Genomic DNA, 13,285 nt, shown 5'->3' on the forward strand with positions numbered 1-13,285 from the left:
GGTTACCCGGCGGTCGAGGCGAGTTGCCCGGTGGGCAGCGGCACCGGCACCGACGCCACGGCCTCGGCGAGCACCTGCGCGGCGGTCACCCCACGCATCTGCGCGTCGGGGGTGAGCAGGATGCGGTGCGCGAAGACCGGCTCGGTGAGCCGCTTGAGGTCCTCGGGCATGATCCAGCCGCGGCCGTCGGCGAGCGCGTACGCGCAGGCGGCCCGGGTCAGCGCGATGACGCCGCGGGGGCTGACCCCGACCCGGACCTGCGAGTGCCCACGGGTGGCCGCGGCCAGCCGCACCGCGTACGTGTAGAGCGGCTCGGCGATGTGCACCCGGCGGGCCAGTTGCACCATCTGGCCGACCAGGGCCGTGTCGGTGACCGGTTCGAGGGCGTCGGGGGAGCGGACCGCGGCTCCGCGCAGCACCTCCACCTCCACGGCCTCGTCGGGGTAGCCCACCGACAGCTTCATCAGGAAGCGGTCCAGCTGCGCCTCCGGCAGCCGGTACGTGCCGTCCATCTCCACCGGGTTCTGGGTGGCCACCACGAGGAACGGCTGCGGCACCGGATGGCGTACCCCGTCCACGGTCACCGTCCGCTCCTCCATCACCTCCAGCAGCGCCGACTGGGTCTTCGGGGAGGCCCGGTTGATCTCGTCGGCGATGACGATGTTGGCGAACACCGGCCCGGGATGGAACTCGAAGCTGCGGGACGCCTGGTTGAAGATCGTCACACCGGACACGTCGGCCGGCAGCAGGTCGGGGGTGAACTGGATGCGCCGCCACTGCCCGCGCACGGTCGCGGCGACGGCCCGGGCCAGGGTGGTCTTGCCGACCCCCGGCACGTCCTCCAGCAGCACGTGTCCCTGGGCGAACAGCGCGGTCAGGGCCAGCCGCACCACCTCGGGCTTGCCCAGCACCACCGTCCCGATGGCGTGCGCCAGCCGGGTGGCGACGGTGGCGAAGCCCTGCACCTCGCGTGGGGTCAGCGGCTCGGTGCCGGTCACCATCGGTGCTCCTTGCCTCGTGGTGCGGTGCCGCGGGTCAGCAGGCGGGCAGGACGTTCGGGTCGTCCCCGCCGTCCAGGTTCAGCCACGCCCACGGGATGTAGGCCGTCCCGCTGCCCCAGTCGATGTTGATCCAAATCGTGCTGCGCTTCTGGTTGTTGTAGATGTACGCGTACACCTCCTGGCCGGACCGGCGGCAGTGCGCCTTCAGCCGGGTGCCGGGCTTGGCCCAGCCCACCTGATCGCTGTTGATCTGCTGGGTGCCGCTGAAGATCTCGTTGCCGTTCCGCTCGTTCGGCCGGTCGGAGTTGCAGTAGGTGGCCTCCGCGCCCGACGAGCCGTTGTTGCAGGTCGCCGTGCCCAGCACGTCGTCGGTGCGCTGGTCGCGGGTGGCCGTGCCGGTGCCGGCGGCGTTGCGGGCGGTCACCGTGAACGAGTAGTCCGTGCCCGGCGCCAACCCGGTGGCCTTGATGCTCGAGCACCCGCCGGAGACGGCGGCCTTGCCCTTCGGGGTGAGCGTGCAGGTGGCCTGGCCGCCGCCGGCGTCCACCGTGAACGTGACGGTGGCGCTGGTGGCGCTGGCCGAGCTGCCGGTCACGGTCACCCGGGGCGCGGCCACGGTGCGGGCCGTGGCGGTGGCCGGCGCGCCGTCACCGGCCTCGTTGACCGCGTGCACCGTGACGCTCACGTTCTGCCCGTCGCCCAGCCCGGTGAGCTTCGCGGACGTGTCGGTCGCGTCGACCGAGCGCCCGGCCGCGGCCACGACGTACTTGCTGATCGGCCGGCCGTTGTCGGCCGCGGGCGACCAGGCCACGGAGATGGCGCCGGCCTCACCGGCGACCGTGCGGGCGGTCAGCCCGACCGGCGCGCCGGGCGCCGCGAACGGCACCACCGTGTTGCTGACCGGCGACGGCTTCGACCCCGCGCCCTTGGAGTTCACCGCCACCACCGTGAACGCGTACTGGGTGCCGTACTCCAGGTCGCCGGGGCGGACCACCAGCTCGTTCTTGCGCGACTCGCCGGCCGGCGCCGTGGCGCCCACCGACACCGCCGTCACCGCGTACTTCGCGATGTCGTAGCCCTGCCCGTTCGCCTCCGGCCAGGTCACCCGCACCGTGCCGTCCGGCCGCGCCTCCGCGGTCACGCTCACCGGCGGGTCCGGCACCTCGGATGTGGGCACCACCGGGTTGCTCATCCGGTCCGGCCCCGCGCCCTTGCCGTTCACCGCGTGCACCGCGAACCGGTACGTCTGCCCGTTGGTCAACCCGGTGACGTCCAGCGACCGCTGGTTCGCGCCCACCTCCACGGTCTGACCCGCGCCCGTCACCACGTACTTGATGATGGCCGAACCGTTCGCGGCGGCCGGCCGCCAGCTCACCCGGGCCTGCGTGTTGCCCGCCGAGGCCGTCACGCCGCGGGGCGCGCCGGGCTTGCTCACCAGCGGCTTGCGCGGCGGCGGTGGCGGCGCCTCGGCCGGCGGCGGGTCGCCGCCCAGGATGTCGTTGGCGTACTTGTCCACCTTGCTCACCCGCCGCTGGTCGTCCACCACCCGCGCGGTGGCCGAGCCGGGCGAGTTGATGAACAGGTGGTTCTCCCGTACCTCAAGCTCCAGCGGTCCGCTGGTGTCCCGCGAGTCGATCTTGTCGACGACCTGCCCGTCGGCGTCCAGCGCCCAGACCACCCGGTTCTCCAGGTCGGCCACGTAGAACAGGCCCGCCCAGGCCACCGCCGGCTCCAGCTGCGACCCGGTGCCCGGCACCGAGAACTGGCGCTCCGCGCCGGCCTTGTCGACCACCACCACGTTGCGGTTGTCCTGCACCGTCACCGGCACGGTCGCCCCGCTGGTGCGCCCCGGCACCGCGCCCACGCCGCCGAGCTTCAGCGGTACCGTGTGCTGCTCGTCGCCGTGCACCGTGGTCAGCGACCCGACCGTGCGGTCCAGCACCGCCACCCCGTCGTCCAGGGTGGAAACCGCCAGGTCGTGGTTCGGCGGCGCCACCGAGATCGTCTTGACCTGCTTCGGTCCGCCGCCGCCACCGGCGCCGCCGCTCCCGTCGGCCGCCGCGGACGGCAGCCGCGCCGGGGTGACGGCGGTGACCGTGCCCTGGCTCGGCACCCCCACCCACAGCCGGCCCGCGCCGTCGAACGTGCCGCCCGTGATGCCCGGCGGGAAGTTGATCGGCTCGCCGACCGGCTGAAGCGAGCGCGGATCCAACTGCCGCACCACGCCCTGCACCGCGTCCACCACGAACGCGCCGGCCTGGTCCAGCGCCACCGACACGCCCAGCCCGGCGGTCGTGCGGCTGCCCGCGACCACCTGCAGGGTCGCCAGGTCCAGCGAGCTGACCTGACCGGTGTTCAGGTCCCGCAGCACCAGCAGCCGGTCGGTCTGCACCACCTGCAGGGTGTGCCCCTGCGCCTTCGGCACCTCCACCCGGGTGTCCACCTTGGCGGTCAGCCCGTTCACCCGCGCCAGCTCGCTGCGGGCGGTGCTCCACAGCCACGAACTCGCGTCGTAGCTGGCCACCGCGTTGTCGGCCGAACCCAACCCGAGGACCGTCAGACCGAGGCCGGCCACCAGCGCGGCCACCGTACCGATGGTGACCAGGCCGCCGGGGATCCGGCGCCGCCGTGCCGGCGCGGCCGGTGGCTCACCCGCGCCGCCGCCGTTGTCCGTGGTGCCGATGTCTGTGGTGACCACAGTCGGCCGCCTCCCCACCCCGTTCGTGACCGCGCCGGACGGCGCCTCGACGGTGCCCCGCTCCGGGCACAACGGCTGACATCATATGGCCGGGTCAATCCGTGCGGAAACCCGCACGGTAGCGCCTGTGGACACCCACCGTGGCGGTTGTGGACAACCGGCTGTCCACAACACGACACCGCAGGTCACCGCCATGACCAACATGTCGCGCATTCAGTTGGTGCCCGAACCGGCGCGCGATTTCCGGCGTACGGCGACGGTTGTCGACCCGGTCAGCGCGGCGACGCCGCCGACCGGTTGGTGCACACCTGGCCGGACGCGGCGTACGAGTCGGTGCCGTACACCGCCAGCACCGTGAAGCAGTAGTCGACCTCCGCGCTCAGCCCGTTCAGCGTGTAGCTGGTGCGGCCCGCGTCCAGCGACCGCAGCGCGCCGAGCGGCTGCCCCGCCCGGCCACCGGCCACCACGAACGGCACGGTCCCGCCGCTCGGATCGGTCCACCGGATCGTGACGGACGTCCGCTGGTCGCGCAGCCGCAGGTCCCGTGGCGGCGGTCCGGCCACGGCCTGGCTCGCCGTCGGCGTCGGCGACACCACCGGCTGGTGCGACCCGCCGGTCAGCACCAGTACCGTCACCACCCCCGCGGCCACGATCGCCACAGCGGCCGCGGCCACCGCGATCACCGCCGGAGACCAGCCGCGGCCGCCGCGGGCCGCCGGCGGCTCCTGATATCCGTACGCCGGCGGCTGGTTCCCGCCGGGCTGCGACTGGGCCGGCGGGTACGACCCCGCCGTCGGATAGCCGACCGGCGCTCCCAATGCCGGAACCGGCTGGCCCGTCATGGCGCCCGGCTGGCCCGGCACGACAGCCGGCTGGCTCGGCAGCGTCGCCGGCATGTTTGCGGCCGGCCCGGCGCCCGGCCGGTACACGCCCGGCTCGTACGCGGTGGGCTGGTACGCGTTCGGCTGGTATCCGCCCGGCCCGGCGACCGGCGGGTACGCGGTCGTCCCGGTGGTCGCCTCGTACGCGGTCGGCTGGTGGGTGCCCGGTCCGGTGGTTGGCTGGTACGCGGTTGGCTGGTACGCGGTCGGCTGGCGGCCGGATGGTCCGGCGGTGGACGGGTAGGCAGGCGGGCCGGACGGCTGGTAGGCGGGCGGCCCCGACGGCTGGTAGGCGGGCGGGCCGGACGGCTGGTAGGCCGACGGGCTGGACGGCTGGTAGGCCGACGGTGGGTGGTCTGGCGGGCCGGATGCCTGGTAGGCGGGCGGGCCCGACGGCTGGAAGGCCGCCGCCGTCGCCGACGGCAGGTGGTCCGGCGGCCCGGAGGGCGGCTGGTAGGCCGGCTGTGACGCCGCCGGATGATCCGGTGGCCCCGAGGGCCGGTACGCGGGCGGGTCGGCGGGCTGCGACAGCGGGCCGGTCGGCGGCTGATGCCGCGCCGCGGCGGGCGGCTGGTCGTACCCGAGGCTGGGCGGAACGGACCGCGGCAGGGCCGGACCGCCACCCGCCGGACCGCCGGTGGTCGGGGTGTTCGGTGCCGGCGCGGCCGGTGGTGGGGTAACCGGAACGGACACCGCGGCGCGGTATGCCGTGCCCGCCGGCCGGTAGGTGGCCTCGACCGGCGGGTCGGCCGGCCCGGACGGCGGGGGAGTGGCCCCCGCCACGGGCTGGCCGAGCAGGGTCGGCGGTGGAGTCCGCTGGCCCGGTGCCGCCTGCGCCGACGTGGCCGGCTGCGTCGGCGCGGCCGCCTGCGCCGGCGCGGCCGCCTGCGCCGGCGCGGCCGGCTGGGTCGACGCGGCCGGGGCGGCCGGTGGCGGGGCGCCGTCGCCCAGGTACGCGCGGGCGGCCCGGACCGCCGGATGCTCGGCCCCCAGCGCGGCGGGTCCGTGCGTGGCCACCCGGGCGAACGCCTTGCGGGCCTCGTGCCGGTTGCCCAGCTCCTCGGCCACCCCGCCCAGCTCGTGGGAGATCGCCAGCAGCACCGGGTGGTCGTCGCCCCACCTGCGCTGCCCGTCGGCGAGCGCCTCCTCCAGCACCCGGCGGGCCGCGGCCGGGTCGTCGGCCTGCCGGTGCTGCTGCGCGAGCAGGTGCGCCGTGGCCAGCAGGTCCGGGTGGTCCGCGCCGTACGCCGGGCGGGCCGCCGCGATGGCCTGGGTCAGCAACCGGCGGGCGCCCACCAGGTCACCGGCGTCCCGCAGGGCGGCCGCGTCGCGCTGGACCCGGGGCAGGTTCGGAGGCTGTGGCACCCCGCCATGCTGCCCGGCCCGCGCCGGCCGCGCCAGCCCGGGACCGGGGCCCGGGCACTCTGCTCTGGCCGGCGTCTCTGGTCTGGCCGGCGTCTCTGGCCGGCGTGGGGGACGGTCGGGATCTGGGCCGGGTGTCGGTGCCGGGCCCGGTTGGCTGATGGTCGGATCCGGCCGCGATGATCAGTCGGGCAGCGCGGCCGTCACGTCCAGCTCTACCAATTGTCCCGGGTAACCGAGCTGGGTGACCCCGACCAGGGTGCTGGCCGTGCCGAAGGCCGCCGCGAGCGGCGAGGAGGTCAGCCGCTGCCAGACGTCGGCCAGGTCCGACCGGTCGGCCGAGGCGACGTAGATCACCGTGCGGATGACCTGCTCGGGGCCGGCGCCCACCGAGCCGAGCGCGACCAGGGTGTTGGCCACCACCTGGTCGACCTGCCGCCCCAGGTCGTCCGGCCCGACCAGGCCGCCGGCGGGGTCGAGCGGGCACTGGCCCGCCAGATGGGCGGTGCGTCCGGCGGACACCACCGTGACGTGGTGGTAGCCCGGGGTGGCGTGCAGGCCGTCAGGGTTGCTGCGGGTGATCGTCATGGCCGGCATCGTGCCCTGCCAGCGCCCGGTTTCGCCTGCGGTTTCCGGCCCGCCCGGCCGTTGTGCATGATCGTCGGGCGGCGTGTACAGTAATGCCCCGAGCGGCCCGCCGGGCGGCAGATGGACGGCGCAGTCGTCCGGAGCCGGACGAGACGGGTCGTCACCCAGGTCCGGGTGGCGGAATGGCAGACGCGCTAGCTTGAGGTGCTAGTGCCCGTATAGGGCGTGGGGGTTCAAGTCCCCCCTCGGACACGTACAGTTACCCCACAGTAATCAGCGTCGGGCCTAGCCTCGACGCTGATTCTGTTTTGACCGGGGTCGTAGACGAGGGCGAGCCGTAGCTCGCGGTAGACGCTGCTCTTGTCCTTACTGTCGGCGTCTCGCAGGGTGTTGCGGATGTCGTCGAAGCTGCCGACGAGGCGTCGGATGTCGTCCTCGGCGAGGCGACGGGGAGCCGGTTCTCGTGCTGCTTTGTCGCGCTGGGCGAGGGTGGCTGCGCGCTGGCCGTTGACCTCGGCCATCCAGGCGGCGACGATGGCGGGGTCTCCTCCGGCGTCCGCGATGGCGCGGTATTGAACGAGTTTGGCGTCGCACGCGGCGATGATCTTGTTCGCAGCGGCGATCTCCGGCGCGACGACGGTGCCGGGTCGGGTCTCGGGTTGGGCGGCGTGGAGCCGGCGGATCGTATCGGTCAGCCGGTGCGGGGCGAACGCCTTGAGGAGCCAATTGTCGAGGGCTGGGACTATGTCTCGTTCCGCGACGTAGACGTTGCGGGGGTGCTGAACATGGTTGGCGAGGGCGTACTCGTTTGGGTACCGGCACCGGTAGTAGGCGGCCTCATGCGCCTGGTGGCTCTGCATTTTGCGTCCGCACAGGCCGCAGAGCATGAGTCCGCGAAGGACGTAGTCGCGGCGCGCCCTTCGTTGCTGGGTGCCGGTGCGGCCTCGGCCGCTGGCCGCCATGATCGTCTGAACTAGTTCGAAGTCGTTGACAGTGACGAGCGGTGGATGCGCGACTGTGTCGGACCACACCCAGGAGTCCTTGTCGTTCCAGCGCATTCGGGTTTCGTAGCCGAGGGCGACGTCATTGACGTCAAGGAGTACCTCGTCTTTGCGCTGCTTGTTCCATACCTGCCGGCCGGTGTAGCGGGGATTGGACAGGATGTTCTTGACGGCGCTCTTGGCCCAGCCTTCGCCGTTGCGGTGGAGGTTGCGGGCGGGGTCGGCGGCTGATGGGGAAGGGATGCCGTCGCGGGTGAGGGCCTCGGCGATGGCGAAGTAGCCGTTGTCGGCAAGGTACATGGCGAAGATTCGCCGCACGACCGGGGAGGTGATCGGGTCGGGTTCCAGCTTGTGCAGGCGACGGCCGTCGGCGGCCTTGCCCGGGTTCGGGTGCGGTCCGGCGTCGGCGAGGCGGTACCCGTAGGGCGGGCGCCCGCCGAGGAACCGGCCTTCGATTTTCGCCTGCGAGGCCATGGCCGTGCGGACACGGACCTTCACGCGGGTTCGCTCGCCCTTGGACATGCCGCCGAACACACTCATGATCAGGTCGTGGGCTTCGGACTCGGGGTCGATTGCGCCGCCGACCTCGGGCACCCAAAGCCCGACGCCGTAGTGCGAGAAGACGGGCATGGTCAGGCTGTACTGGTTGCCGTAGAAGGCGCGCTGAGGCTCGCCGATCACCACCGCGTCGAAGCCACGGTTCGGGTTGGCAAGGACGTCGAGCAGTCTGGCGGCGTGGGGACGTCGCTTCCATGGCAGGGAGCGGGACAAGCCGATGTCGAAGAACTCGGTGACGATGATGCCGCCAGCCGATTCTATGAGGCCGGTAGCGCGCGTGCGCTGCCAGTTCCTTGACGCTACGGGGTCTTGCTGGTCCTCGGTGGATACGCGGCCGTAGAACGCGAACCGCTGAAATCCCTGGTCGGCGAGCAGGGCAGCGGCAGCTTCTTCGACTCGGGGTACATCGATGGTCACAGAACATGCCTTCCGGGAAATTGAGGGGTGCGCGTCCGTCGGCCACCGGGGCATTGGGTAGCCGGCGGACGCCATCAAACAGATCCACGCATACCGGCATGAAGGGATCAAGCGTCAATGGACTCGACCGGACTCTGGCGGCTCCTGGCCGACGAGCGCTGCAGCAACGTCAGCAGCGCACGGGCCACGGCGTCGGTCAGCTCCGGCTCGGTACGAAACTCGACGGTCGGAGCCGGTCTCGTCACGGAGGTTGAAGCCGGTTGCTCCGGCAGGCGATCAGTCATCAGACGACGCCCTCAGGATCACCACGTCTTCATGCTGAACGAGCCATTGCGGGTCGCCGGTGGCGATGGCGCCGCGAACGTTTTTCTGCTGAAAGAATGAGGCTCGGGGGATGATCACTCTGTCGCGGACGCCGCAGATGAGGGCGATGCATTCCTCGACGACTTCAAGGCCTGCGTTGATGCCGGCGGCGGCGACCATACCGGGGATGTCCATGAGTTCGCCGTGGCGGCGGTAGGGCCGGGCGGTGACGACGACGTGCCCTCCGGGACGTAGGAGTTGGAGGCAGCCGGCGAGGATTGCGGTGAACCCGTCGGCCAGTTCCCCGTGGCTGCGGTAGGCGAGGTTGTCCCCACCGCCGTACTTGTGGTGGATCTTGCGGACCTTGCCGCGCCTCGGGCCGGGGGTGCGGACATGCCCGTGAGTGGACGACCCGTAGGGCGGCGAGGTGATCACCAGGGAGACCTGCCTGTGCAGGCTCGCCGGCAGCAGGGACGGTAGCGCGGTCGAGTCGCCGTGGTAGATCTCGCCCCGGCCTGGCGCTCCGGCCGCGATGGCGTGGCGGATGTTGTCGGCGGTCTTGGCGACCCATTCGGCTTCATACTCGACGCCGACGCCGCGGCGGCCGAGGTGCATGGCCTCGATGACAGTGGTACCGATGCCGGCCATGGGATCGAGGACCACGTCACCAGGGTTGGTGTAGGTGCGGATGGCGTACCGGGGGATGGTGGGCAGCATCTTGCCGGGGTGCGTCAACGACTCCGGGGTGTACCGGCCGCGCCGCAGGTCCCGGGATGGGTGTTGGCCGGTGAGCCAGACCGCACCGAGGTAGCCCTCGGCGAGCATTGCCGCCAGGTCGGACGGGCTGGGGTACGGCGGTTCGGAGTCGTGGAAGCCGGCGGTGTGGAACGGCGGACGGGACTCAGGCACGGGCGTTCTCCTCACCGGTGGCGGTGGTGCCGAACGTCAGCAGGTCCAGGAACGTCGGGAGATGACGGCCGGCGAGCGGATGGCGCCCGTCGTTGGCCTCGTCGGGGTGTTCCGGGGCGGTGCGCGGCTCGTGCTCGGGCAGCGGGACGAGGACGGCGGGGATGTGCTGGTGGTAGAAGAACCCAGCGGCGCGGGCGGCGGCGATGACCGTGGCACGATGGCTGACCTCGCCCGGCTGAGGCTGCGAAGCGGTGAGTCCGACAAGCAGGAAGCCGCCGGGGCGTAGCAGACGCCGCCAGATGTTCATCGCGGTGGCCGTGTGGTCTCGGTCGGGGCCCTGCGCGCCATTCGGGAGGGTCGCCAGCATCAGGCCGACGCCTGCGCCGCGACGGCGCATAGCGTGGCGCGTTCGGAGTTCGGAAGTGGGCGGCAGGAGCCGCACGTGCAGGCCGTGACGACCGGTGAACAGCCGGGCCGGTACCCGGTTCAGGTAGGCGCTCGCGGCGATGGCGGCGGGGTGCGCGTCGAGGTCGAGCACCACGTCACCGAGGTGGGTGTAGCGGCGGATGAGGTAGGCGAGGTGGCTCGGGGACAACCCGTGCCAGTCCGGCACCCCCGTTCGAGGCGTGCGCGCGACGCGGGTGCGAGCGAGGAGCAGGCCGACCGGTGCCGGCTGAGGCCGGTCACCGGAGGCGGTGAAGCTGGGCTTCGGCATGGGCGTGTGGGCCACGTCCGCCGACGAGCGCTGACACTAGGGGATTACAAATCCGGACCTCGGATTGGAAGCCCCGCCACGCGCCGGCCTCGGCACCCTGCCCCACGCCGAGGGGTTGAACAAGATCATCGAAGGTTTGAATAGCAGTCCCAGGGCTGTCGAGAAGCTCGCCGTTCAGAGTATATGGACCTTCTGCATTTATTGATGCGAGTGGTTGGTGTGCAGATAAGGCTCTCCCGGAGCGCGCGGTGCACCCCGCATGGCGAGCTGTTCAGGGGGCAGGCCGCCCCGGCGCGGTTGTGTGGAGTCGGGATGTTGTCAGTGTGGCTGGTGAATCGTTCGGTCCATGATGGTGGGTATGGCGCGTGGTGGCGGGATCATCTGGCTGGGGTGGTTGCTTGCGGGTTTGTTGGCGGTGGTTGCTGGGGTGTGGGTGTTGGCGACCCGGTTGACTGCGGATCAGTTGAGTCGGGCTGATCAGGTGGCCAGCGTGGTAGGCGCGGTGGTGGCGGTGAGTGGTGTGCCGCTTGCGGTGTACGGGGTGGTCCTGGCTCGGCGTGCGTTGGTGTCGCCGGGTTCGTCGGGGACCTCAGGGGGTGGTGTAGTGGACCAGAGGGTCCATGCCGGCGGTGACGCGACGGTGGCCGGCGGGGACCTGACAATCGGCCGCCGTCGGGGCGGGCAAGGGCGGGCGAGTGCTGCCTGGGTTAGGCAGGATGTTCAGGCAGATCAGAATGCGAGTGTCGCCGGTGGGGATCTGCATGCCGAGGACGGTGGGGATCTGCGGTGACCGTGTCGGGCAGGCCGGTGGGGGATGATGCGGCCGGTGGGCTTCGTCAGGTAGTGGATGCCGGCGGGAATGCGTACGTGGCCGCCCGGGATCTCATTATCAACGAGTCGGGGGTGCCTCGGTTCACTGTGGATGAGTTCGTGGACCCGCCGGTGGCTGGGTTGGATGAGTTGATTCGGTCGCGGCGGCAGCCGAGCGTGTTGCTGACCGCGCGACGGCAGGCGATCGGTTTCACCGGTCGTGCGAGCGAGTTGGCCGCGCTGGGGGAATGGCAGGACGATCCGGTCGGGCGCGGCGTATGGGTGTGGCATGCCCCGGGCGGGCAGGGTAAGACTCGTCTGGCCCAGCAGATGGGCCGGCGGAGCATCGCCGCGGGATGGCGGGTCGCGGTGGCTGGGCACCTCGATGCGGCGCCGGCGGACGCGGATGCGAAGCCGCTGGGAACGCCGTGGCGGTGGCTGCCGGCCGCGCGTCGGCCACTGCTGCTGCTTGTCGACTACGCGGAACGGTGGCCGGTACACGATCTGCTGCGGTTACTGGCCGACTGCCGAACCCGGGCGCCGAAGGTGCGGGTCCTGCTGCTGGCCCGCTCGGTCGCCTGGTGGCCCACGGTCAGTGCCGAACTGCCCCGGCTCGGATACGCCTGCGGTGGTGACGGCGAGCCACGGCGACTGCCGCCGCTGGCGGACGACGGCCGGGGGCGGCGGGATCTGTTCGAGTCGGCCTGCCTGCGGTTCACCGAGATCTACCAACCCGACAGGCCCGAGCGTGGCTGGCCGGACCGGTGGCAGCCGCCCGGCGGAGACGTGGGTGACGATCGGGTGTACGGGACCGTCCTCGGTATCCACATGGCGGCGCTGGCCACCGTCAACGCCTACACCCGGCAGACCGCCCCGCCGAGATCGGCCGGTGACGTCACCCGCTACCTGCTGGACCGCGAACGCGCCTACTGGGCGCGACTGCACGGCAGCGACCCGGACACCGTGACCGCAGCGGCGCGCACGGTGTTGCTGGCATGCCTGGCCGGGGCCCAGTTCCGTGACGATGGGTTGCGGTTGCTGGCCCGTAGCGGGCTGGCCGACGAGACGGCCGGGCAGAAACTGCTCGACGCCCACGACCGCTGCTACCCGCCACCGGCTACCGGCACCGTGCTGGAACCGATGTACCCCGACCGCCTCGCTGAAGACTTCATCGCGTTGAGCCTGCCCGCAAGCCCTACCGGGGAACAGGCCATCGCCAGCGGGCACACTGACTCCTGGGCGGCGACCACACTGCTCGCCGCCCACCGCGCGGCGGACGACACCCTCACCTACACACTCGGGCGGCTGACCGCCCGTACCGACGGTCAGAAACCCCCGGCCCACGCCGCCCGGCTCCTGATCTTCCTGGCCGCCGCCGCTGGCCGGCATCCGCACGTGCAGGGCTGGCTGCACATCTTGCTGACCACCGACCCAGCCCTGCCGATACACGCCGGCGGGGTCGCCTTGGCCTCCGTCGCCCGGTGTACCAGCCCCGACCTCGCCGAGGCCATTTACGCGCTGCTACCGGAACGCTCCCTGGACCTTGACGCCGCCGCAGCTGTCCTGGCTCAGCACCTGCTCGACCACACGCAGGGCAGCGACGAACAACGCGCCTGGCACTCCGGCAACCTTGCCATCCGACTCGCGAACACCGGCCAGCGCCAGCAGGCCCTGGCCCCGGCCGAGGAAGCCGTCCGTATCTACCGCCTGTTGGCCGAGGTGAACCCGGACGCCTACCTGCCCGACCTCGCCATGTCGTTGAACAACCTCGGCAATCGCCTGTCTGAGCTGGGGCGGCGGGAGCAGGCCCTGACCGCGGCCGAGGAAGCCACCGGCATCTACCGCCGGTTGGCCGAGGTGAACCCGGACGCCTACCTGCCCAACCTCGCCGCATCGTTGAACAACCTCGGCAACCACCTGTCCGGGCTGGGGCGGCGGGAGCAGGCCCTGACCCCGGCCGAGGAAGCCACCGGCATCTACCGCCGGTTGGCCGAGGTGAACCCGGACGCCTACCTGCCCGACCTCGCCATGTCGTTGAACAA

The 13,285-nt window shown here is 72.0% G+C and carries 9 protein-coding genes and 1 tRNA gene; 2 read left to right on the plus strand and 8 right to left on the minus strand.

What is annotated here, in order from left to right; translation table 11 throughout:
* Nucleotides 1-2: 2 nt before the first annotated feature.
* From ACFFHU_RS12940 to ACFFHU_RS12955, 4 genes are all read right to left on the minus strand, one after another.
* Entirely contained in the window at nt 3-1,001 is a 999-nt protein-coding gene (locus tag ACFFHU_RS12940; RefSeq protein ID WP_377338510.1) for an AAA family ATPase, read from the minus strand.
* Nucleotides 1,002-1,035: 34 nt separating this feature from the next.
* Nucleotides 1,036-3,684 carry a fibronectin type III domain-containing protein gene (locus tag ACFFHU_RS12945; RefSeq protein WP_377338542.1) on the minus strand — a complete coding sequence of 883 codons (2,649 nt, stop codon included), beginning with the start codon at nt 3,682-3,684 and terminating at the stop codon, nt 1,036-1,038.
* A 287-nt stretch (nt 3,685-3,971) separates the two neighbouring features.
* Nucleotides 3,972-5,945 carry a fibronectin type III domain-containing protein gene (locus tag ACFFHU_RS12950; RefSeq protein ID WP_377338512.1) on the minus strand — a complete coding sequence of 658 codons (1,974 nt, stop codon included), beginning with the start codon at nt 5,943-5,945 and terminating at the stop codon, nt 3,972-3,974.
* Nucleotides 5,946-6,125: 180 nt separating this feature from the next.
* Nucleotides 6,126-6,530 carry a RidA family protein gene (locus ACFFHU_RS12955; RefSeq protein ID WP_377338514.1) on the minus strand — a complete coding sequence of 135 codons (405 nt, stop codon included), beginning with the start codon at nt 6,528-6,530 and terminating at the stop codon, nt 6,126-6,128.
* Nucleotides 6,531-6,698: 168 nt separating this feature from the next.
* Here ACFFHU_RS12955 and ACFFHU_RS12960 point away from each other — a divergent pair.
* Nucleotides 6,699-6,782, plus strand: a tRNA-Leu gene (locus ACFFHU_RS12960).
* Here the strand turns inward: ACFFHU_RS12960 and ACFFHU_RS12965 are convergent.
* The 4 genes from ACFFHU_RS12965 to ACFFHU_RS12980 all read right to left on the minus strand — a co-directional run bounded on the left by ACFFHU_RS12965 (nt 6,764) and on the right by ACFFHU_RS12980 (nt 11,196).
* On the minus strand, nt 6,764-8,506 hold the full coding sequence (locus ACFFHU_RS12965) for a recombinase family protein (RefSeq protein ID WP_377338516.1): 1,743 nt from the start codon (nt 8,504-8,506) through the stop codon (nt 6,764-6,766). The two genes, ACFFHU_RS12960 and ACFFHU_RS12965, sit on opposite strands and share 19 nt — an antisense overlap.
* 276 nt (nt 8,507-8,782) lie before the next feature.
* A complete protein-coding gene (locus ACFFHU_RS12970; protein ID WP_377338518.1) occupies nt 8,783-9,718 on the minus strand; it encodes a TRM11 family SAM-dependent methyltransferase in 936 nt (311 codons plus the stop codon).
* A complete protein-coding gene (locus tag ACFFHU_RS12975; protein WP_377338520.1) occupies nt 9,711-10,433 on the minus strand; it encodes a hypothetical protein in 723 nt (240 codons plus the stop codon). The genes ACFFHU_RS12970 and ACFFHU_RS12975 overlap by 8 nt, the downstream gene beginning before the upstream one ends.
* Before the next feature lie 589 nt (nt 10,434-11,022).
* Nucleotides 11,023-11,196: a hypothetical protein gene (locus ACFFHU_RS12980; protein ID WP_377338522.1), complete on the minus strand. Its 174-nt coding sequence runs from the start codon at nt 11,194-11,196 to the stop codon at nt 11,023-11,025.
* A gap of 140 nt (nt 11,197-11,336) precedes the next feature.
* Between ACFFHU_RS12980 and ACFFHU_RS12985 the strand changes: the two genes are divergently transcribed.
* The coding region (locus ACFFHU_RS12985; protein WP_377338524.1) for a tetratricopeptide repeat protein at nt 11,337-13,285 on the plus strand (1,949 nt) is incomplete at its 3' end.

The sequence above is a fragment of the Plantactinospora siamensis genome (assembly GCF_042434095.1).
Classification (GTDB): domain Bacteria; phylum Actinomycetota; class Actinomycetes; order Mycobacteriales; family Micromonosporaceae; genus KBS50.